This is a genomic window from Sorangium sp. So ce1504 (assembly GCF_051521635.1).
Classification (GTDB): Bacteria; Myxococcota_A; Polyangia; order Polyangiales; family Polyangiaceae; genus Sorangium; species Sorangium cellulosum_B.
Window position 1 is genome coordinate 10,104,241 of the sequence record NZ_CP150365.1, and the last position, 21,763, is coordinate 10,126,003.

16 protein-coding genes are annotated in these 21,763 nt (G+C 71.2%); 9 read left to right on the forward strand and 7 right to left on the reverse strand.

All coding sequences use genetic code 11. The annotated features are described in order from the left end of the window. The first annotated feature begins 73 nt into the window (after window positions 1-73). Both WMF39_RS38040 and WMF39_RS38045 read left to right on the forward strand, forming a co-directional pair. Window positions 74-1,357, forward strand: coding sequence for a diaminopimelate decarboxylase (locus WMF39_RS38040; protein ID WP_437741365.1), 1,284 nt, complete (start codon window positions 74-76; stop codon window positions 1,355-1,357). Window positions 1,358-1,448: 91 nt separating this feature from the next. Continuing rightward, window positions 1,449-3,374, forward strand: a complete 1,926-nt coding sequence (locus tag WMF39_RS38045; RefSeq protein WP_437741366.1) for a bifunctional metallophosphatase/5'-nucleotidase — start codon at window positions 1,449-1,451, stop codon at window positions 3,372-3,374. A gap of 135 nt (window positions 3,375-3,509) precedes the next feature. Here the strand turns inward: WMF39_RS38045 and WMF39_RS38050 are convergent, their stop codons facing one another. The 4 genes from WMF39_RS38050 to WMF39_RS38065 all read right to left on the reverse strand — a co-directional run bounded on the left by WMF39_RS38050 (window position 3,510) and on the right by WMF39_RS38065 (window position 9,126). Further along, window positions 3,510-4,037: a DinB family protein gene (locus WMF39_RS38050; protein ID WP_437741367.1), complete on the reverse strand. Its 528-nt coding sequence runs from the start codon at window positions 4,035-4,037 to the stop codon at window positions 3,510-3,512. Window positions 4,038-4,303: 266 nt separating this feature from the next. Continuing rightward, window positions 4,304-5,410: a hypothetical protein gene (locus WMF39_RS38055; RefSeq protein WP_437741368.1), complete on the reverse strand. Its 1,107-nt coding sequence runs from the start codon at window positions 5,408-5,410 to the stop codon at window positions 4,304-4,306. A gap of 426 nt (window positions 5,411-5,836) precedes the next feature. Beyond that, window positions 5,837-7,930: a hypothetical protein gene (locus WMF39_RS38060; RefSeq protein WP_437741369.1), complete on the reverse strand. Its 2,094-nt coding sequence runs from the start codon at window positions 7,928-7,930 to the stop codon at window positions 5,837-5,839. Between the two features lie 278 nt (window positions 7,931-8,208). Next, on the reverse strand, window positions 8,209-9,126 hold the full coding sequence (locus WMF39_RS38065; RefSeq protein WP_437741370.1) for a prephenate dehydratase: 918 nt from the start codon (window positions 9,124-9,126) through the stop codon (window positions 8,209-8,211). A 547-nt stretch (window positions 9,127-9,673) separates the two neighbouring features. On the opposite strand from WMF39_RS38065, the gene WMF39_RS38070 reads away from it, so the two are divergent. Next, window positions 9,674-10,315 (forward strand): sigma-70 family RNA polymerase sigma factor, encoded by a 642-nt coding sequence (locus tag WMF39_RS38070; protein ID WP_437741371.1) that lies wholly within the window; start codon window positions 9,674-9,676, stop codon window positions 10,313-10,315. A gap of 12 nt (window positions 10,316-10,327) precedes the next feature. Here the strand turns inward: WMF39_RS38070 and WMF39_RS38075 are convergent, their stop codons facing one another. Continuing rightward, window positions 10,328-10,774 (reverse strand): helix-turn-helix domain-containing protein, encoded by a 447-nt coding sequence (locus tag WMF39_RS38075; protein ID WP_437741372.1) that lies wholly within the window; start codon window positions 10,772-10,774, stop codon window positions 10,328-10,330. A 342-nt stretch (window positions 10,775-11,116) separates the two neighbouring features. Here WMF39_RS38075 and WMF39_RS38080 point away from each other — a divergent pair, with 342 nt between their 5' ends. Next, entirely contained in the window at window positions 11,117-11,704 is a 588-nt protein-coding gene (locus tag WMF39_RS38080) for a hypothetical protein (RefSeq protein WP_437741373.1), read from the forward strand. A gap of 48 nt (window positions 11,705-11,752) precedes the next feature. Here the strand turns inward: WMF39_RS38080 and priA are convergent, their stop codons facing one another. Beyond that, entirely contained in the window at window positions 11,753-14,200 is a 2,448-nt protein-coding gene (gene priA, locus WMF39_RS38085; protein WP_437741374.1) for a replication restart helicase PriA, read from the reverse strand. Window positions 14,201-14,677: 477 nt separating this feature from the next. Here priA and WMF39_RS38090 point away from each other — a divergent pair, with 477 nt between their 5' ends. Continuing rightward, a complete protein-coding gene (locus WMF39_RS38090) occupies window positions 14,678-15,277 on the forward strand; it encodes a DUF2231 domain-containing protein (protein WP_437741375.1) in 600 nt (199 codons plus the stop codon). A gap of 64 nt (window positions 15,278-15,341) precedes the next feature. Here the strand turns inward: WMF39_RS38090 and WMF39_RS38095 are convergent, their stop codons facing one another. Next, window positions 15,342-16,784 carry a serine/threonine-protein kinase gene (locus WMF39_RS38095; protein ID WP_437741376.1) on the reverse strand — a complete coding sequence of 481 codons (1,443 nt, stop codon included), beginning with the start codon at window positions 16,782-16,784 and terminating at the stop codon, window positions 15,342-15,344. A gap of 171 nt (window positions 16,785-16,955) precedes the next feature. On the opposite strand from WMF39_RS38095, the gene WMF39_RS38100 reads away from it, so the two are divergent. The 4 genes from WMF39_RS38100 to WMF39_RS38115 all read left to right on the forward strand — a co-directional run bounded on the left by WMF39_RS38100 (window position 16,956) and on the right by WMF39_RS38115 (window position 21,733). Continuing rightward, a complete protein-coding gene (locus tag WMF39_RS38100; RefSeq protein WP_437741377.1) occupies window positions 16,956-17,954 on the forward strand; it encodes a helical backbone metal receptor in 999 nt (332 codons plus the stop codon). 103 nt (window positions 17,955-18,057) lie between these two features. Beyond that, a complete protein-coding gene (locus tag WMF39_RS38105; RefSeq protein WP_012239660.1) occupies window positions 18,058-18,324 on the forward strand; it encodes an acyl carrier protein in 267 nt (88 codons plus the stop codon). Continuing rightward, window positions 18,321-20,126, forward strand: coding sequence for a fatty acyl-AMP ligase (locus WMF39_RS38110; protein WP_437741378.1), 1,806 nt, complete (start codon window positions 18,321-18,323; stop codon window positions 20,124-20,126). The genes WMF39_RS38105 and WMF39_RS38110 overlap by 4 nt, the downstream gene beginning before the upstream one ends. Before the next feature lie 209 nt (window positions 20,127-20,335). Beyond that, window positions 20,336-21,733, forward strand: coding sequence for an MFS transporter (locus tag WMF39_RS38115; protein ID WP_437741379.1), 1,398 nt, complete (start codon window positions 20,336-20,338; stop codon window positions 21,731-21,733). The last annotated feature ends 30 nt before the right edge of the window (window positions 21,734-21,763 follow it).

The following is a 21,763-nucleotide window of genomic DNA, read 5'->3' on the forward strand; positions in this document are numbered from 1 at the left end:
CTCTGCCGTTCGCCGCGCCGGCGCGGGGCGGACAATCGCCCTCCGGGGCGCCAGACTGCGGTAGGGAGGTTCCATGAGCGACACGGATCGGCTGGATCCCGGGAGCATGGCGCGCGCGTTCCGCGAGGCGCGGCGCCGCGGGATGGATGTGGAGCCGGCGGTCCTGTTCCACGACCTCGGGCGCATGCGGGCGCGCATCGGACGGATCGGCGCGGCGTTTCCGCCGGGCGCCCTCCACACCGTCGCGATCAAGGCGAACCCCCTCGTCGAGGTCCTGCGGGCGGCGGTCGACTGCGGCGCTGGGCTCGAGGCGGCCTCGCTCGAGGAGGTGAAGCTCGCGCTCGCCGCCGGCTGCCCGCCCGACCGCATCGTCTACGACTCTCCCGCGAAGTCCCGCGCCGACATCGCGGAGGCCCTCCGCCTGGGCGTGCGGCTCAACGCCGACAACCTCGACGAGCTCGGACGCATCGACGAGCTCGTCGGCCACGGGGGGGCGGCCAGCCGCATCGGGCTGCGCATCAACCCGCAGGTCGGGGCCTCCAGCATCGCCCTGACCAGCGTCGCGGATCGGCGCTCCAAGTTCGGGGTCCCCCTCGAACAGGCGGACGCGGTGCGCGCTGCCTTTGCGCGGTACCCGTGGCTCGCAGGGCTGCACGTGCACGTCGGCTCGCAGGGGTGCGCGCTCTCGCAGCTCATCGAGGGGATCGGCCGCGTCGAGGCGCTGCGCCAGGAGCACCGGCGCGCGATGGGCCCGCTCGCCGCCGGGACCATGGATATCGGCGGCGGTCTGCCGGTCGCCTACCGGAGCACGGACCGCCCCCCGGCGCTCGAGGACTACGCGGCCGCGCTGCGGCGCGAGGTGCCGACGCTCTTCGAGGAGGGGACCACGCTGATCACCGAGTTCGGGCGCTGGATCCAGGCGGGCTGCGGCTTCGCGGTCTCGCGGGTGGAGTACGTGAAGAAGGACTCGGCCGGGCGCACCGCGATCCTTCACCTCGGAGCCGACTTCCTGCTGCGCCGCGCGTATCACCCGGACGACTGGCACCATGACTTCATGGCGCTCGATCCCGAGGCCGAACCCAAGGGGGGGCCGTTCTCGCCGTGTACCCTCGGCGGCCCGCTCTGTTTCGGCGGCGACGTGCTGGCCCGCGAGCTCGCGTTTCCGGAGCTGTCGCCCGGCGATCTCGTGCTCATCCGCGACACGGGGGCTTACACGCTGAGCATGTGGTCCCGCCACTGCAGCCGCGGCATCCCTGCTGTGCTCGGCGTCGACGCCGACGACCTCCGGGTCCTGCGCGAGCGCGAGCTGCCAGAGGACGTCGTCGCGTTCTGGAGCCGCGGCCGCGGCCGGCCATGAGCCCGCCGCGCGGCGTTCACATGGTCGTTTCCAGGGGAATCCAGCATGTGGCACCATGGAGCGACGAGCGCTGCGACGTGGAGGAGCACAGATGAAATCGAGCGGAGCTTCGTGGGTCCTCGGGCGATGCGCACGAGCGTGGCGGGTCACGCTCCTCGGAGCCGCGCTGTGCGTGCCACCCGTCGCCAGCGCGGGCTGCGGCGATGACGAGGCGACGACAACCGCCTCGGTGTCCAGCGGCAGCGGCGGCGCGACGGGTACCAGCTCGGGCGGCGGCGCTGCCGGCTCGGGCGGCTCCGGCGCCGGCGGCTCAGGCGGCTCCGGCGCGGCTGGCTCCGGTGGTTCCGGTGGCACCGGCGGCTCGGATGGCGCCGGCGGCGCTGGCGGCTCCGGCGGCGACACCGTGAGCGTGCAGATCATCGCCTTCAACGACTTCCACGGCAACCTGGAGCCCCCTACAGGCAGCAGCGGCAGGATCACCGTACCTGCCACACCCACCAACACCACCGTGGACGCCGGCGGCGTCACTTACCTGGCGTCCCGCGTCGCCGCGCTCCGCGCCACGAATCCGAACACCGTGGTGGTCTCGGCCGGCGATCTCATCGGCGCGAGCCCGCTGGTGTCGGCGCTCTTCCATGATGAGCCCACGATCGAGGCCATGAACCTCCTCGGCCTCGACATCAACGGTGTCGGCAACCACGAGTTCGACAAGGGCACATCGGAGCTCCTCCGGATGCAGTACGGCGGGTGCAGCCCGGCCGACGGCTGCACGGACGGCACCTTCTTCCCGGGCGCGAACTTCAAGTTCCTCGCCGCCAACGTCGTCGTGGACACGACGAGCGGCAGGACGCTCTTCCCGCGTTATGACATCCGCGAGTTCGACGGCGTGAAGGTCGCTTTCATCGGCATGACGCTCGAGGACACGCCGTCCATCGTGACGCCGATCGGCGTCGCGGGGCTGTCGTTCATGGATGAGGTCGACACGGTGAACGACATCGTCCCGGAGCTCCAGGCGCAGGGCATCGAGGCGATCGTCGTGTTGCTCCACGAGGGAGGGCTCCCCACCGGCCTCTTCAACGAGTGCCCGGGCCTCTCTGGCCCCATCATCGACATCGCCACGAACATCGACCCCGCCGTGGACGTGATCGTCTCAGGGCACACCCATCAGGCGTACAACTGCATCCTCGGCGACAAGATCGTGACGAGCGCGGCGTCGTTCGGCCGTCTGGTGACGGACATCGATCTGGAGATCAGCAAGAGCACGGGCGACGTGACGGCGAAGACGGCGAACAACGTCATCGTGACGCGCGAAGCGCCCGACGCGAGCGTGAGCACCCTGGTGACGCGCTACAAGGATCTCGCGGCGCCGCTGGCCAGCGTGCAGGTCGGCACCATCACCGCGAATCTCGACCGCGCGGTCCCGGCCATGGGCGCCGGACTGTTCACGATGGGCGCGGTGATCGCCGACGCCCAGCTCGCCGCCACGCGCGACGCGAGGACCGGCGGGGCCGAGATCGCGTTCATGAACCCGGGCGGCATCCGCGCGGACCTCACCTACGCGGCCTCTGCCACCGAGGTCAGCGACGGGGTGGTCACGTTCGGTGAGGTGTTCACGGTGCAGCCCTTCGGCAACAGCCTGGTCGTGATGACCCTCACGGGGGCGCAGATCGACACGCTGCTGGAGCAGCAGTTCCGGCTGGACACGGGGGGCGTGCGGCAGAGCCTGATCCTGCAGATCTCGAACGGCTTCACGTACACCTACAGCCAGAGCGCGCCCATCGGCGCGAAGGTCGACATCGCCTCGATCCAGATCAACGGCGTCCCGATCGAGGCGGCGCGGACGTACCGGGTGACGGTGAACAGCTTCCTGGCGACGGGCGGCGACGGCTTCACCGTGCTCAAGGACGGCACCGATCGGCTCGGCGGCGCGCTGGATCTGGACGCGCTGCGGGACTACTTCGCGGCGAACTCGCCCATCTCCCCGCCCGCGCTCGACCGGATCACGGTCGTGCCCTGATCGGGCTTCCTGGAGCTGCCGAGGTTGACGGCCGCGCTCGACTTCACGCGATAGAACGGCGGCTGGCTGGAGGACGCCGGCAGGGTCACGCCCTCCGGCCGAGGAGCTCTCTGGAGGGGCGCGAAAGCTCGCCCCCTAGCTGCGCGGCCTTCGTGCGTAGAGGAAGCGTGCATAGCCGATCTCGGCGGCGTTCTTCGTGAGCTCGACGTTGGCCCACGCGACGACGTCGCCGAACGGGCGGTCCTGGAAAGGCCATCGCGTCCGTCGTGTCGAGCGCAGGTCGTCGTCGGTCACCTGCTCGATCGCCGCTCGCCACTGGCCCTGAAGCCCTCCGAGCCACGCGCGCACGTCGCCGGCGTTGCCAGGCCACGTCACGTTCTCGCGGGTGAGAGCGCCGTCGCCGAAGGCGTGGTCGAGCACCATGGACCACCAGAAGCCGAGATGCCACGTCAGCCACGCGATGCTCGGCGGGCCGAGATCGTAGCCCTCGTGCTCCGGCCAGTCGGCGCGCCACTGGCCATCGGGGGTTTGACGAACGTGCAACCCCTGGTCAGCAGGGCGCCACAAGCACTCTTCGGTGGAGAGCCCGTCGAGGTGAAAGCTGGTGAGCTGCCAGGCTATCTCGAACTGCCGGATCAAGTAGCCGCCGACTTCGCTGGCCATCGGCGAAGGAGCGGCGTCAGGGCCATCACGTCTCATGGCCCCGACCCTAGCATGCCTGCCGTCCCCTTCCTGCCCGCGCACGGAGACGAACGCGTGATGCTACTTCAAGGAGGCGCGTGCGGGATCCCCGTGGCCTCGAGACGCTCTCATGAGCGAGGTCTCGTCGAACGGACAGCCTCGACCGGCGAGGAGAGCCCGCCAGAGCGGCTCGAACGCGCCCGCCGGTCGGTCGACGCAGCCGTGGGAAGGGAGCGAGCCCGCTCTGCCTAGCCGGGATTCACCGCGATCTGCATCTGGGCGATCACGATGTCCCCTTCCATCACGGCCTTGGCACGAAGGCCGCTGTTGCCCGCCTCGTCGGCCTTGATGGCGCCCTGGTAGTAGTTCGCCAGGTTGCCGGTGGTGCGCGCCTTGTACGGCTCGTACTTGGTATGAACGGAGTCGGTGAAGGCGGGATCGAAGTAGAATTGCGTCGTGAAGATGTGGTCTCCACCCTGGTACGTGGTGCGACCCTTCGACATCGATCCCTTCTTGAAGCAAACGAAGTGGATGTGAACGTCGCGGCCGTTGTACCAGCCGGGGAAGATGCTCCTGAACGAGACGACGCCGTTCGCGTCCGTGGTCTGCACGCCGCGACAGAAACGGTCCGTGTTGGTGAGATCGTTCTGACCCGGCCTGCCCGCGTAGGGCGCGTCGGGCTTCTGCTCGTTGGCAGCACCCCTGGTCCCGAAGCCGCTGTAGAACCCCTGCCCGTCCGTGTGCCAGATGTAGACGTCCACGTCGGCCAGGCCTACGCCCTTGCCATCGCAGTCGGGCGCGCTCAGGTCGACCACGCGCAGGTGGAGGTGCATCTCCACACCTTCTGGCGCGCTCTCATTGTAGCGACCACGAATGTCCTGTCGGACCAGGGAGATGTCGTCGTTCTTCTCGAGCTCGTGAATGAAGAAGGGGCCCTGACCGGCGCCGTCCGTCTTGTTGATCGCCCTGCACGTCGGCACGTTGTCGAACGGCGGTGCCTCTAGGCCGTCGCCGCCGCCGCTGCCGCCGCTACCTCCCGCGCCTCCCGCGCCCGGCTCGGAGCCTCCCTCGCCCGAGCCGCCCGTGCCTGCCGTGGTGGAGGTGGCCGGTCCCGCGCCGCTCGAGCTCGACGTGGTGGTGGCGGGGTCGGCCCCGCCGCCTCCGCTACCCGAGGCCGTGGTCCCACTGCCCCCGGAGCTCGCAGAGCCTCCGCCGGCGCCGCTGGGGTCATCCGACTCGCCGCCGTCTCCGCACGACACGGTGACGGCAATCACTCCCAGCCCCAGGAGCGCCTGCCGCCGGTCAACGACCTTGAACAACGGGCCCTGGGTCTCGGTATCTCGTTCCTTGCTCATAAAGCAGCTCTCCTCAGGTGGTCGATGACCTGTCCGTCCGGCGGACAAGGCGCCGAAAAGGCGGCAACATCTTCCCAAGAACGGCGACAGTAAAGCATGGCGGCGCGGGGCGTGGAAGACGGGACCCGAGCTGATCCCACATTCCCGCCTTCATGTAGTTATCCTCCGCTGTTTCACGCGCATCGGCGCGTCAGGTATCGAGGGTGACAGGGGCCTGCACGCCACCCAGGATCCACGTGCGAAGAGCCTCGATCAACGCCGGGAATCCCATGGCTCAGGCCGGCATCGGTTGCTTGTTGCACGTCGCCTGGGAGAGGGCGCCGCAGGCAGCGGCTGTGCAGTAAGACGAGGCATCCTTCGATGCATGAGTGCGTTGTGGATACAGCGCACTTTTCCAGGAGGGAGGCGAATCGCGCAAGCGACCTTTCACCGCACGATCGCGGGCCGGGGTGGCCACACCATCCGCTGCTCGGCCGCGAGCGCTGGCGAACGATGGATGGCGGGCGGCGCCGCGAACGACGCCTCCGACGTGCCGCCGCCGGGCGCGGTCTTCTTCGGCCACCAGTCCATGCTGAGGTGGATGTGGTGGTGGTGATACGGCCACCCCTCGCCGTACGCCATCCGGTCCGAGAAGCTCGCGAGCTCGTCGTCGGTGATCTTCCGCCGATCCCGGGCCGGAAGGGCGTTCAGCTTGGCCGCGGTCCTCGACAGGAACGGCGCGATGACCTTGTCCACGCCGATGACGCGCGTGCGGGGCGAGCGGAACAGCCTGGCCATGAAGAACGCCTCCCGCTCGAGGTCGACGATGTGCTTCCGCTTCGCCGCCGAAGAGCAGTACCCGTCCTCGTGCTTCGACCCGTCTCCGCAGATGATCTCCCCATCGTTCGATCCGTCCGTCTGGAAATAGGCGATGTCGATGTTGCCACCCTGGTCGTGCGTCGACTGGGGGTGACGCGGGCTGTCGACGTCGTAGCCGGGCGTGACGCCGTTGATCTGGCAGACGTCGATCAGCGAGAGCGGCGTCGTGCCCGGGAACGCATGCAGCGTCTCCGCGAGGGCGTCCCGGACGAGCATGATGAGCTCGCGCCGAGCAAAGCGGTAATTGCTGAACGTCTCCCAGATGTAGCCGCCCCCGACCACCGAGTCGTCAAGGTCGGGGAACGGGAACGGCAAGAGCCCGCCGCCGCGCTCGCCGAAGCCGGCGCACTCGTCGAACGAGAAGCCGGCGTCCACGCAGCTCGGGCCGTCGACATACGGAGTCGACGTCACGTCCAGGCCATAGACGTTCTGCGCGCCGTCGTGGCCGACGACCCGGACGAAGTACTCGGCGCCACCCCGCTCGGAGTAGAACCCGTAGAACTCGGTGTCCGTCTCCTGATCGCGGTACGCGTACGGGTACTGCGCGCCGTCGCGCGAGCCGAGCAGGCGGCCCACGCCGTCATAGACCACCAGATCGATGTCCCCGGCGGCCTGACGGAACCGGATGCCCACGCGGACGATGGTCCGCTCCGGTACCACGATCTTGAGCCAGTCCTCGTCCCCCTCGCAGAGGGTGAGGTCCTTCGTGACGCCCATGGGCGCTGTCACCGCTGCTCCCAGGTCGTCGTTGGGCTCGAGGGCGTCGCCCTCGGCGCCGCAGGCGGAGGGGCCCTTGCGGCACTCGCCGCCATCGCAGGAGCTGCCCTCCGGACACCAGCCTGACGGGACGTCGGGTGAGCACGCGACATCGTCCGATACGCAGAGCTCCCCGAGGCAGGTCGTGCCCTCCGGGCAGGTCGACGCGCCGTCGCAGCCGGCGAAGCAGGCCGACCTGCCCTCGCCGTCGACGGTGTGACACACGTAGCCAGGCCGGCAGTCGAGATCGCTGCCGCAGGTGCTCATGCACACCGGCGAGCCGCCCTCCGCCGCGGGGAAGCAGCCCGCGCCTGGCCCGCACTCGTCATCGCTCTCGCAGTCGAAGGCGAGGCAGTACCCCTCCACCCAGCCGTTCGGCGCCGAGGGATCCTCGTCACGATAGCAGGTCGCGCCGCGCAGCGAGCACGCCTCGTCGGCGTCGCAGGCCGCGCCGATCTCCCCGGCGCCGACCGTATCCTCCGCGCACGCCGCGCCGCAGGCCGCGTTGCACCCGTCGCCGCGCCGAGGAGAGCACAGGCCGTGACGGCTCTGCACGCCATCGCAGGTCTCTGGATCATAGAGGGGATAACACACCCCCGAGTCGGTCAGGATGTCCGTGTTGAAGCAGCGAGAGCCGGGCGCGCAGCCCTGCTCGCTGTTCGGCGCCGTACACAGCCCCTCCGCGCGCTGCATGCAGATGCCGAGCACGCAGACGGCCGCCTCGCCGTCGCAGTCCGCATCGCAGCTGCAGCTCGCGCCGACGGGGCGGCGCTTCTGGCTCGCCCCGCCGCTCTGCATCTCGCTGTCGACCGTCAACTCCGAATCCCATGGGTCCACATCACACGCTTCCAGAGAACCCATGAGCGCCGGCACCACCACGAAGAGCCATCGCCAATGTAGATCCATGCCACCCTGCCTAGTGAGGAGTGCGAGACCGCACCTGTCGAGCGTTCTAGTCCCAGGCGAGGGGTAACTGGTTATTGAAAAGAGCGTATGAGTCACGCGGGATACCCCGCGCGAAGATATTCCCAGCTTCGCAGCGGCGTTGTTGTCCCCGCGCGTGGGGGCGCCCACGCGACGAGCGGCTGGCGCGCGTCCGCCGCGGTGGACTCGCGGTCATCCGACGCACCGGCCGCGCCGCGCGGCGCCCGCGCGGCGATCGTCATCGCGTCGGCCCGGGGCGCCTACTCGTACTTCTGGCTGACGCGGAACGAGCCGAGCGAGCGTACGCCCGTCGCGTGCTGCTCGAGCAACGCGAGGGCTTCCTTGAACGCAGGCTCCTCCGTGCTGCCCTCGCACTCGACGAGGAAGAGGTACTCTTCAGGGCTGTCCGGCAGCGCGCGAGAGACGATGCGCGTGAGGTTGATGTGGTGTCTCCCGAGCGCGGAGAGCGCCGCGACCAGGGCGCCCGGGCGGTGGTCCAGCCCGAACAGGAGCAGCGTCCGCCCCCCCGAGGCCGGCGGCTCCGCGACCTTCCCGACGATGAAGAAGCGCGTGATGTTCTCGCCCTTCGCGCCGAGCTTCGGCACGAGGATCTCCAGCTTGTAGATGGCCGCCGCGCCCTTGTTGCCGATCGCACAGGCCTCGCCGTCCTGCGCCGCGCGCTCGACCGCCTCGGCGGTGCTCTCGGCCTCGAGGATCTGCGCGTCAGGGTAGGTCTCGCGCAGCCAGTCGCCGCAGTGCTTGAGCGGGACGAAGTGCGAATAGATGCGCTTCGGCGCCACGCCCGCCCTGCCGAGGAGCGACAGCGTGACGTGCAGCGAGAGTTCCTCGCACACGACGAGCGCGGCGCCCGTGCCCTCGCGGCGGATCAGCTGATCGACGGTGTCGTAGATCGGTCCGCCCACCGCGTTCTCGATCGGCACGACGCCGTAGGTCGCCGCGCCGCCGGCCACGGCGTCGAACACCTCCGAGATGGTGCGCCGGGGCGTGAGCTCCGCGCTCGCGCCGAAGCGCCGGGACGCGACCTCGTGGCTGAACGTCCCGGGCCGCCCGAAGTAGGCGACCCGCTGGCGCGCCGCCGGGGCCCCTGCCGCGTCGCTCGCCGCGGGCGCCGCGTCGTCGCCGCGCGCCGTCCCTGGCTTCCCCGCGTCAGCCGACATGAGCGACGGGCGCCTCGCCAGCGCCAGCGCGGACGGTCGCGACACGCCCCCCGCAGGGCGCGCCGCTCCGCCGTGGGGCCGGCATCCTTCGATGGAAGCTGTGCATCGAGCGCCGCCTGTCTACCGGCGCGATGCGGCGGCGTCCAGCGAGGAAAGCGGCGGCGTCTCGCGTGTCTCGCCTGTCTCGCCTGTCTCGCCTGCCCGCGCGAGGAGGCGCCCGCCGCCGCGGTGCACCAGGCAGCCGCCGAGCCCGCCCGTGCGTCGATCGCACCCCAGCAGCCGGGCGGGAGCACCATCGTGGCCGACGATGCCGGAAGGCCCCCTGGCGCGGTTCGGGTGAGGAACGATCGTTACATCCAGAGAACCATCGTCAAGCGGCGCTTTCCCGAGCGATTCGGCCTGCATGCGCGCAGTTGCGCATGCGGAGGGTGGCGCAGGAGACGACCACATGTCCATACATTCGACCACTTTTTCGATCGAATTTCGCCTGTGATCGCCCCGACCAGTTTTTGCAAGTTCCGTTTCTTGTGATAACGATCGTTACGCGATGTCGGGAACGGGGCGTGGAGGCCATGGTTCAGGGCCGCCGAACGACAGAGAAGGGGCCTACTGGCGGATCTTCAACAAGAAAACGATCGTGCTCGTGCGGCGATGGCTTCGCCTCCTGGGGGTTCCGCGCCGGGATCGCTGGGACATCGCCCAGAACGTGATGCTCGCGGCGCATGAGAGCTTCGGGAACTACGATCCGGAGCTCGGGCCGTCCGACCGCTGGCTGAACAAGATCGCTGTCCACGCCGCGTCCCACTACGGGCTGCGCGAGCGGCGCCGGAGGGAGGAGCCGTTGCCTGACGACTTCGACGCAGAGCTCGACGAGCCCTCGGCCGAGGAGCAGATCATCTCGGCGTGCGATCGCCTGTTCGCGCGCGCGGTCCTGCGCGAGCTCGACGCCGAGTTCGGCGCGATCCTCATGGCCCACGACATCGAGGGCGTCCCCATGGCGGACTTCGCGAGCCGGGCGGGAGTCCCCCTCTCGACGGCGTACAAGCGGCGGAGCCGGGCGCTCGCCGCGTTTCAGCAGCTGGCCACGCGGCGCCTCGCGTCGATGCCCGGCGCAGAGGCGCGGGGCGGCGGCCGACCGGAGTCCGGCGCTGGGTCGCCTCGCGTCGCGGGCTGCTCCGCGCGGACGTGACGGCTCAGGGGCTCATCGCCCGCGCCGGCTCGATGACGAGGGAGCGGAGCCGCGCGACCCGCGCTCCTCGGACCGAGGCCGCGAGCGGAGCCGCGCGCGCTCCGGATCCTCGTTGATGAGCGCGAGGATGGCCTGCTTCTTCGGCGAGTCGTCGGGCTCGATCAGCAGGAAGAGGAGCGCCTCCTGGAGAGCCTCGGGCGCGCGATCGAAGCGATCGGCGACGACCGCGGAGACCGGGCTCCTCCCGTCGCCGGGCAGGAGGAGCCGAGCATCGCAGTTGAGCCCCTGTGCGATGAGCGCCAGCGCGCCGAGCCCGAGGTCGCGCTCGCCGCGCTCGACCTGCCGCAGGTAGGTCGCCGAGAGGCGCGCTTTCTCGGCGAACTCGGCGTAAGTGAGCCCGTGCAGCTGCCGGAGCACGCGAATGGCTCGACCGACCTCCTTGGGAAGCGCATCGCTCATGGCCGGCGCAGCCTATCAACTCCCGCCGCAGCCGGAAAAGGACGATCGCACGTTTCTCCCTGCATTCGCGCGGGGGCGCACGTCGATGTCGGTTACTTACTATAACTGATTCAGCTCCTCCAAGAGCGCCCGGGAGTGCGAGTTCTCGCGCCTCTCGATCGCTATGCCGGTGAGGAGGGGCGCTTGGCCGCAGCTCGGATCGACGCGGGGTCAGCGTCGGTTGCGTCGGTTGCGTCGGTTGCAGCCTCAGGGCGCTTCTGTCATTCCTGGCGCGTTCGCTGGCAGGATGTGCGCTGGTTCGAGCGCGTGTCTCGGCCCCTTCGGGGGACGGCAAGGGGTTCGATGATCCGTCTGGAGCTTTCAGGAGAGCACACCCGGCTGCACTCGACGCTGTGCGCCCAGTGCCCGCAGGGCCCCGCGGGGTGCTGCGTTAGCCCGCCCGAGCTCGACTGGACGGACATCGGGCGCATCGTCTCCCTCGACGGCCGTGGCTGGCTGCTCGAGCAGATCGCCGCAGGCAACCTGCTCCCCGTGAGCCGCGGACTCGAGCTCCGGCGCGTGCGGAAGCGGGAGGAGCGCACGGCCCCGCGGCAATCGAAGTGCGTCTATCACGGCGCGCGCGGCTGCTCCGTCCCCGCCGAGCGGCGGGCCGCGACATGCAATTACTTCCTCTGCGAGGACGCCTTCGCCGAGCGCACGGACGGCCAGACGGATCCTGCGTCCGCCGAGAGCCGCCGGGCGCACGCGCTCCTCCGCGACGTCTACGGCCGCTGGGACCGTGAGCTCGCCGAGGCGGTCGCGTCCCGCCCGGAAGGGCCGACGTGGGACGCGGCGTTCCTCGACTGGCTGGGCGCGGAGTTCGAGCGGCTCTCGCGCGCGTCGCGCGACGAGCTCACCGCGCCTGGCCTCACCGCGCGTGGATCTGGATAGAGAGCGCCCCTGGCGCGGCGAGCGCGCCCGTCTCCCGGGGATCACCCGTCACAGCATGGCGACCGGATCCACGTCGATGATCACCCGGGCGTTCCGGTCAAGGCCATCCCTTATCAGCCCGGCCAGCGCCGCGAGCGCCCCCCGGAGCGGACCGCGATCGCGCGCCCGGAGGAGCACCCGGAACCGGTAGCGCCCGCGCAGGCGCGCGATCGGCGCCGCCGACGGGCCGAGCACCTCGACGCGCCGGGCGACCCCCTCGGGGCAGGTGCGGGCGTGGGCCGCGAGCTTCGCCGCGGCGCCGCGCCCCACGCTCTCGTCGACCGCGTCGATCCGGAGCAGCGCGAGGCGCGTGGCGGGCGGATAACCCACCTCCTCGCGGTCGCGGATCTCCCGCTCGAGAAAGCCAGGCACGTCGTGCGCCGCGGCGAACGCGATGGCCGGGTGCTCGGGGTTGCGCGTCTGGATGAGCACACGGCCGGGGCGGTCGCGCCGCCCCGCGCGCCCGGCCACCTGCACGAGCAGCTGGAAGCCGCGCTCGGCCGCGCGGAAGTCGGGCAGCCCGAGCGCGGCGTCGGCGTTCACCACGCCGACCAGCGTCACGTTGGGAAGGTCATGGCCCTTCGTGACCATCTGCGTGCCGACCAGGATGTCGATCTTGCCCTCGCGCATCCTCGCGAGGATCGCCTGCGAGCGATCCTTGCCGGCGACGTCGCGATCGAGGCGCGCCACGCGCGCCTCCGGGAACGAGCCGGCGATCGTGGCCTCGAGCCGCTCGGTGCCGAGCCCCTCGAGCAGCAGGTTCCGCGCGCCGCACGCGCCGCAGCGGTCCGGCAGCGGCCCCGCATAGTCGCAGTAGTGGCAGCGCAGCCGCCCCCCCTCCGGCCGCTCGTCGAGCGGCGCCGCGGGCGCGGGCGCGCCGCCCGGCGAAGGCGGGCGCGCGTCGCGGCGCCGCCCGCGGTGGTACGTCAGCGCGACCGAGCAGGCGTCGCACGTGGTCAGCGTCCCGCACGAGCCGCAGACGACGCTCGGCGCGAAGCCGCGGCGGTTCAGGAAGAGGATCGCCTGCTCCTTCGCCGCGAGCGTCTTCTCGAGCGCGCGGTGCAGCGGCAAGGAGATCAGCGGATCGCCCGAGGGGCCGGCGCGGAAGCGGCGGAGATCGACGAGGGAGACCTCGGGGAGGCTGGCCTCGCGGTGCGCGCGGTCCGGCAGGCGCAGCTCGGCGAGCTTGCCGCGGCGCACCAGCGCGACGGACTCGATGGAAGGGGTCGCGGAGCCGAGCACGCACACCGCCCCCGCGCGGTGGGCGCGGAGCAGCGCCATGTCGCGCGCGTGGTAACGCACGCCCTCCTCCTGCTTGAACGAGCCGTCGTGCTCCTCATCGACGAGGATGAGGCCGAGGTCCGGCACCGGCGCGAACAGCGCGGAGCGCGCCCCGATGGCGACGCGCACCTTGCCGACGTGGAGGCTCGCCCACATCGCGTGGCGATCGGCGTCGCTCAGCCCGCTGTGCAGCACGGCGAGCTCGTCGCCGAAGCGGGCGCGGAAGCGCGCGACGAGCTGCGGGGTGAGGGCGATCTCCGGCACCATGACGAGCGCGCCGCGGCCCCGGTCGAGGCAGCTCTTGATGGCGCGCAGGTACACCTCGGTCTTGCCGGAGCCGGTCACGCCGAAGAGGAGGAACGCGCTCGGCCGCGGCTCCTGCCCGGCGGGCCGCGGCTCCTGCCCGGCGGGCCGCGGCTCCTGCTGGGCGATCGCAGGGTGCTCCCCTCCCCCGGGCGGCGCGGACAGCGCCGCGAGCGCCGCGTCGATGCGCGCCGCGGCCTCGGCCTGCGCCGCGTTGAGCTCGGGGGGCACGTCGCGCTCCTCGGCGCGGCGGAAGAACGGGTCGCGCGGCGGCTCGCGCTCGTCCAGGGCGACGAGGTTGCGCTCGGCGAGCTTCTTCAGGGCGCTGCGCGCGTTGCCGAAGCGCTCCTCGATCCGCGCGACCGGCTGCTCGCCGTTCGCCCGGAGCAGCGCGAGCACCGCCGCGGCCTGCCCGCGGAGCGTGCCGGGCTCCTCGACGACGTCGGTCGCGCTCGCGTACGCGACCTTGCGGCCGCCGACCTGCTTGGCGCGGCCGAGGTCGAGGACGCCGTCGAGCTCCCCCTGGGCCTTGAGCGCGCGCACCTGCTCGCGCTCGAGCGCCGGCAGCGCGAGGCGGAGCACCTCGCCGATCGGCGCGAAGTAGTAGGCGGCGAGCTCCTGCAGGAAGGCGAGCAGCTCCGCTGGCAGCGCCGGACGCGCGTCGACGAGCGCCGCGAGCGGCTTGATCTTGGACGGATCGATGGCCGCGCTGCGCTCGCTGACGGCGAGCACCACGCCGAGCAGCTTGCGCCGATGGAACTCGCAGAGGACGCGCGCCCCCGGTCGGACCTCGCCGGCGAGCGCGGCGGGGACCTCGTAGGTGAAGGCCTGCGAGAGCGGGACGGGCACCGCGACATCGGCGAGGAGGGGCATCGCTCCGGAGGGCCGCGCGCGGCGCGGCACGGGCGAGATACCAGAGAACGCCGCCCAGGACGAGGAACGCAGGGCGTGCGCGCGGGCGCCGCGCCGGGCCCGGATAAGGAAAGACTCCAAAAAAAAAGCGCCGCCGGGGCCTCGGGGGGGGGGAAGGCCGCGCCGGCAGCGCTGGCCGGACATAGAGCACCGTCCATGCCATCCGCGGGATTCGCGATTCGAACGTATTTCACTTCAGATGGGGCGCTCGCTGATTTCGAACCTGAAATTTCGGCAGAGCACCATTGCAGAAGCGAACTGAGCGCCCTGCTCGAGCGTCACAGAGGCACGCGCCGCGGGAGGGGGTGGGAACGCCGGACCCGCTCCCGCGGGGTCCGCCGATTGCTCGGGATCCGGTCAGGGGTTCACCACTGGACGGTCGGCGGGGCGGGCGCCATGCGCTGGAAATCCGCGCAGCGCGCCTCGGAAGGGGGGAACATGATCGGAAGCGCAGTCTTGGGGGGAATCGAGGAGCAGGACTGGATCGACCGGATGGCCGACCCGCTTCAGCGCGGCATCCAATCCGTCCTGAGGCGAGCGCCCACGGTCGCCAAGGTGCTGCATGGCAAGTTCCTCGGGCACCCCTTGCACCCGGTGCTGGTGACCATCCCCATCGGCGCCTGGTCCTGCGCGCTGGTGCTCGATCTCGCCGGCATCGGCCGCAGGCGGCGTCGTCTCCATCGGGGAGCGGACGCGACCGCGGCCATCGGCCTCGGCGGGGCGCTCGTGGCCACCTTCGCCGGGCTCGCCGACTGGAGCACCACCCTCGGCCCCGCGAAGCGGATCGGCTTCGTCCACGGCGCCGTGAACCTCGCGATCGCCGGCCTGTACGGCGCCTCGCTCGCCTCCCGGGCGATCGGGCTGCGGCCGCTCGGGATCGCGCTGTCGACCGCGGGGTTCGGCCTCGCGGGGGCGAGCGGCTGGCTCGGCGGAGAGCTCATCTACCGCTACGGCGTCGGCATCGGCAACGACGCGTGCGAGCGGAGGCCGGAGATGCAGGTGCCCGTGCCCGAAGCGCCGATCGCCGACGCGGGCTGACGGCGACGGGCGCCGGCGCGCCGGACGGGAGCGAGATACGACGTTCTCCTCGACCGAGCGGGCGCTAGCGCGCCGCGAGATAGCAGCCCGCGATGACGAGCGCGGCGAGGGCGAACAGCAGCGCGCAGTGCACGAGCCATGGCACGAGCCGGCGCTGCTGCGGTCGAGCGAGCGGAGGCTGCGCCCTGGCCCAGGGCGGCGGCTCGGCCAGGGCCAGCGCGGCGGGCTCTGCGCCCTGCGCGCCGGCCGCCCTCGCGGGCAGCGCGGCGGCCTCCATCGCCGGCGGCGCTGCCATCGCCATCGCGCCCTGCGCGCCGATGTCCATCGCGCTCGGCGTGACGGCCTCCCTCGCGCTCGGCGCGATGGCCACGGCCGCGATCGGCTCGATCACCGCAGGCGGACCGAGCTCCAGCGCGCGCACCGCGCGCTCGCGCGCCCGGCGGGGCGCGACCAGCTCCGCACCGAAGTTGTCGCGCAGCCACGCCCCGAAGCGCAGCGGGCTCGCCGTCAGCTCGGCCGCCGCCGCGTAGGCGGCGATGTCCTGGAGCATCGCCGCCGCGCTCGGGTAGCGCTCGTCGGGCGCGACCGCGAGCGCCCGCGCCACGATCGCGTGGAGCGCCGCCTCGTCGGGGAGCCCGCGCTCCACGAGCGGCGGGATCGACGCGCGCCGCGCGAGCTCGAGCAGATCGCCCCGCGCCGCTTCCTTGGAGAGCGCGGCGCCGGGGCTCGCGCTGTACATCCGCCGGCCGGCGAGCAGCTCCCAGAGCAGGATGCCCGCCGCGAAGACGTCGGATCGCGCGTCGAGCGCCTCGCCCCGGGCCTGCTCGGGGCTCATGTAGCCGGCCTTGCCCTGCAGCGCCTCGTCCATGGCTCCGCAGCGCTCGTGCGCGCGGGCGATGCCGAAGTCGCAGAGCTTGATCTCGCCCTCGAAGCTCAGGAGCACGTTCGACGGCGAGACGTCGCGGTGCACGACGCCCTTCCGGTGGGCGTACGCGAGCGCCTGGAGCGCCTCGGCGATGATCAGCAGCGAGAACGCGACCGGGAACTTCACCTTCTGGCGCGCGCAGCGGCGGAGCAGCTCGCGCAGGTCGAGGCCCTCGACGTACTCCATCGCGATGAAGAGCGAGCCGTCCTCGCGGCAGAGGTCCTCGACCTGCACGATGGACGCGTGGCGCAGCCCCGCCGCGAGCCTGGCCTCGCTCGCGAGCATCTCGACGAAGCGCGGGTCGTGCGCGAACCTCGGGGCGACCTCCTTGATGGCGACGAGGCGCGCGGCGCCGAGGTCCGTGCGCACCCGGGCCAGGTAGAGATCGGCCATCCCTCCCTGGCCGATGTGATCGAACAGCGTGTAGCGGCCGATCTGGCACGGCAGCAGCCGCCCCCCGCGGGGCGCCGCGCGGCGGCGGGGAGTGTCCTCGCGCGCGGCGCCGAGGGGGAGAGCGGGCAGGCCGGAAGGCGGGTACGGGAGCGTGCCTCCGCGACGCACATCGAGGCGATCGATCTGCACGAGCCGTCGTCGCAGACTTCGCCCGGGCGGGCCAACTAAGTGGACGCGGCGCTGTTCAGGCCCTGGGGCGCGCAGCTCAGGCGCGGCGCAGTCCACGTCAGTTCACGTCAGTTCACGTCAGTCCACGTCAGTTCACGTGCAGCGCGCGCGGCGGCGGGCTACATCCGGCGCATGGCGTTCAGCGCAGGCTGGGGACCGGCCTTTGCCGGGTCGTTCATCCGCATCGTCGACGACCGGGGGCGCAAGCACGAGTGGCGCTCCCCTCCGCAGCGCATCGTCTCGCTCGTGCCGAGCGACACCTACTCGCTCCTCCGGCTCGGCGCCCGGGATCGGCTCGTCGGCCGCACCCGCTACTGCGTCGCGCCCGCCGGGGACGTCGAGGGCATCGAGCTCGTCGGCGGCACGAAGGACGCCGACGTCGACCGCATCGCCGCGCTCGACCCCGACGTCGTCGTCGCGAACCAGGAGGAGAACAGCAAGCGCGACATCGAGCGCCTCGACGCCGCGGGGCTCCGGGTGCTCGTCTCGTTCCCGAAGCGGGTCGCCGACGGCGTGGCGCACCTCGCCCGGCTGGCGCGCCTGCTCGGGCACGCCGCGGCGAGGCCCGGCGCGCCCGCACCCTCGGCGTACGTGGAGCACGGCGCCCCGGGCCAGCCGCCGGCGGCCGCGGCGCGCGAGCTGGTCGCGGCCGCCTACCGCGCCCACGCCGCGGCCGAGGCGCGGCGCCGCGAGCGCCCGCCGATCCGCGCCTTCGTCCCCATCTGGATGGACCCGCTGATGACCGTCCACGGCGACACGTTCCTCTCCGACGTGCTCGATCTCGTGGGCGCGCAGAACGTCTTCGAGGATCGGCCCCGGCGCTACCCGCTCGCGGCCGACCTGGGCAAGGCGCCGCCGCTGCCCCCCGAGCGCGTCCAGGGCCGCGACCTCCGCTACCCCCGCGTGACCCTCGACGAGGTGATCGCCCGCGCCCCGGAGCTCGTCCTGCTGCCCGATGAGCCGCACGCCTTCACCGACGCCGACGCGGCAATATTTCGCTCCCTCGACATCCCCGCTGCCCGCCGTGGCCACGTGATCAGGTGCGACGGCAAGGACCTCATGTGGTACGGCGCGAGGGCGCTCGAGGGGCTCAGTCGGCTGCGCGAGATCGTCGACGCCGCCCGTCCCTGATGCACGCGCGAGCGTCGGGTCAGGGGTGCAACGCCGAATTCCCGCGGCCTTGCGGCCGAGCAAGCCCCTCCTCGCCACGCCTCAGTTAGGGTAGGAACGTAGGATGACGTGGACACGGGAGACGTTGCGGGCAGAGATCATCCAGCTCCTGGAAGGACACACGGCCGGCGAGGTAAAGATCGAGGAGTCGAGCCACCTCGTCGCCGACCTCAGCCTCGACTCGCTGGGAGTGATGGAGATCGTCGCGGATATGGAGGATAAGTTCGACCTCTCGATCCCCGACGACATGTTGCGCGAGGTCGACACGGTCGCCGACGTCGTCAAGGCCATCGAGCTCCGGCTCAAGAACGAAGGAAGGCTCTCGGGATGACGGCTGTTTGGAAACCGCGGACGGTCGCGCAGGCGATCGAGGACGCAGCGGCGAGCACGAAGACGGGCTATCGATTCATCGAGGAGTCCAGCGAGAACGAGCCGTTCTTCACGCACGGGGGCATCGAGCGGGCCAGCGCGCGCTTCGGCGGCGCGCTCCAGGCGCTCGGGCTCCAGAAGGGCGATCGCGTCGCGTTGATCCTGCCGGACAACGCCGATTTCATCTTCGCCTTCCTGGGCGCGATCCGCGCGGGCGTCATCCCGGTGCCCATCTACCCGCCGACCGGCCTCGGCAAGCTGACCGGCTACCTCGAGAACACGCTGCACATCGTCGCGAAGAGCGGCGCCAAGGTGCTGCTCACGAGCGCCGAGATCAAGCGGATGCTCGGCACGATCCAGGCGCAGGCGCCGGCGCTCGAGCAGATCGTGGCGGTGGAGGGCCTCCGGGGCGCCCGCGAGGAGCTCAAGCCGGTCAAGGTCGAGCTCGACGACGTGTGCTTCCTCCAGTTCACGAGCGGCTCGACGTCGCGCCCGAAGGGCGTGGTGCTCACGCACGCGAACCTGGCGTCCAACGTGCGGGCGATCGTGGATCTCGGCCTGGCGGTGCGCGAGTCGGTCGACACGGGCGTGTCGTGGCTGCCGCTCTACCACGACATGGGGCTCATCGGCTTCGTGATCGCGCCGCTCTACTACGTCAACACGATCACGTTCCTGCCGCCGCTCCTGTTCCTGAAGCGCCCGGTGCGCTGGCTGGAGACGATCACGCGCCACCGGGGCAACGTGTCGTTCGGCCCGAATTTCGCCTATGCGCTTTGCGTGAAGCGGATCCGAGAGCAGGAGATGGCGGGGCTGGATCTCTCGACGTGGCGGGTCGCCGGGTGCGGCGCCGAGCCGATCCGGGCCGACAACCTGCGCGCGTTCGCCGAGAAGTTCGCGCCGGTCGGGTTCGACGAGAAGGCGTTCGTCTGCTCGTACGGGATGGCCGAGAGCACGCTGGCGGTGTCGTTCAGCGCGCTCGGGGCCGGGCTGCAGACCGACGCGGTGGACGGCGAGACGCTCTGGAAGGAGGGCAAGGCGACGCCCGTCCCGGCCGACGGCGAGGGCGCGTCGTCGCTCGTGCAGTGCGGGTCGGCGTTCGAGGGGCACGAGATCGCGGTCTTCGCGTCGGACGACGCGGAGAGCGCGCGCCCGCTCGGCGATCGCGAGGTCGGGGAGCTCCGGCTGCGGGGCCCGAGCGTGATGCCCGGCTATTTCAACGATCCGGATCTCACGAAGGAGGCGTTCGCGGGCGGCTGGCTGCGGACCGGCGATCTCGGGTACCTCGCGGAGGGCAAGGTCTATATCTGCGGGCGCTCGAAGGAGGTCATCATCGTCAACGGGCGCAACTACTACCCGCAGGATCTCGAGTGGGAGGCGAGCCGCGTCTCCGGGGTCCGCAAGGGCAACGTGATCGCGTTCGGGACGATGAAGCCGCACAACGACCGCGAGCGCGTGGTCATCGTCTTCGAGACCCCGGCGTCGGACGAGCAGGAGAAGCAGGCGCTGAAGGGCGAGGTGCGCCGCGTCGTCCAGCAGGCCATGGGGCTCACCGTCGATGACGTGGTGGCGGTCGGGGCGGGCATCCTGCCGAAGACCTCGAGCGGGAAGCTCCAGCGGAGCAAGACGCGGGAGCTCTACGAGAACGGGGAGCTGCTGATCCGCAGCTCGTCGCGCGAAGGGGACCGGCTGGACGCGGCGAAGGAGTTCGCCAAGAGCCAGATCAACTTCTTCCGCCACGCGATCTTCCGCGGGCGGGGGGGATGATCCTGGAGGGGGCTCGGAAGGGGCCCCCTGGAGATCTCCGGGGCTGCCTCACGGCAGCTGACCGCGGCTCTCGCGGGTAGCTCTCAGGACAGCAACACGTCACTGCACGCGCTTCGACCTCACGGACGGAGTTCGAGCGAGCGGGCGCGCGGGGGAAGCGCGAAGGCATGGCCGCTCGTGCGGGGGGCCGTTATCGTCGAAGGGCGTCCATGCCCGTGTGGCTCCATCAGCTGCTGCCGATCCTGCTCCTGCTCACGGCCATCGCGGTCGTCATGCGGCGGCTGCCGAAGATCGATCTCGGGCACTCGGAGGAGTTCCGGCGCCGGCGGTTCTTCAACTGGTTTCCGCTCGGGCTCACGTACGCCTTCCTCTACATGGGGCGGTACAACCTCTCCGCCAACGCGCCGGAGCTCGACGCGCTGCACCTCGTCAGCAAGCGCGAGTTCGGGAACATCGACGGCTGGGGCTCGGCCGTTTACGGGGTCGCCTTCCTGCTGAACGGGCCGCTCACCGACCGGTGGGGCGGGCGCGTTACCATCCTGATCGCCGCGGGCGGATCCGCGCTCATGAACGTCCTGATGGGCGTGGCCGTCCGCCTCGCCCAGGAAGGGCGGCTCGACCACAGCGCCGCCATCACCGCGATGACGGTGCTCTTCTCCGCCAACATGTACTTCCAGAGCTTCGGCGCCGTATCCATCGTCAAGGTCAACGCGCCCTGGTTCCACGTCCGCGAGCGCGGGATGCTCGGCGGCGTCTTTGGTATCCTGATCTCGCTCGGGCTCTACTTCGCCTACGACTGGAGTCGATTCATCGCCAGGCACCTGCCGATGCCGTGGGTGTTCCACGTCCCCGCCCTGCTGCTGCTCGGCTTTCTGGTGCTCGACGTCTTCCTCATCCGCGACACGCCGGGCCAGGCGGGGTTCCAGGACTTCGACACAGCTGACGCGTCCTCGGGCGACACCGGCGGGCGCCTGGGGGCAATCGCGGTCGCACGGCGCATGTTCTCGCAGCGGGTCATCTGGATCATCGTCGCCATCGAGTTCTGCAGCGGCTTCCTCCGCAACGCCGTCATGAAGTGGTACCTCGTCTTCGCCGACAAGACCGGGCTCAAGGGCTTCGTGTCGGCGCACTGGGGCGTGCTCCTCTGCATCGCCGGCATCCTGGGCGGCGTGTTCGCCGGCTTCATCTCCGATCATGTCTTCGATTCGCGCCGGGGCCCGGTGGCCTCGGTGCTGTATGCAGGCCTCGTGCTCGGCGCGGTCATCGTCCTCTTCACGCTGAGCTTCCCCATCGCCGGGTGGACCGTCGTGTTCATGTCCCTCTGCGTGATCGGCGTCCACGGCATGCTGTCCGGGACCGCGAGCATGGATTTCGGCGGGAGGAAGAACGCCGGCGTCGCGACTGGCATCATCGACGGCTTCGTCTACCTGGGCACCGCGGCGCAATCGTTCCTTTACGGGAGCATCCTGCCCTCGGGCGACGCGGCGAAGGACCCGGGGAACTGGATGCCATGGCCCGCGGCCATGCTCCCGGTCGCGCTCGTCGGCTTCGCGCTGGCGACGCGGGTGTGGAACGCGCGGCCCGAGCGGCGCGCGGCGGCCCACTGACGCGCGGCCTCCACGCGAGCCAGGCGAGGT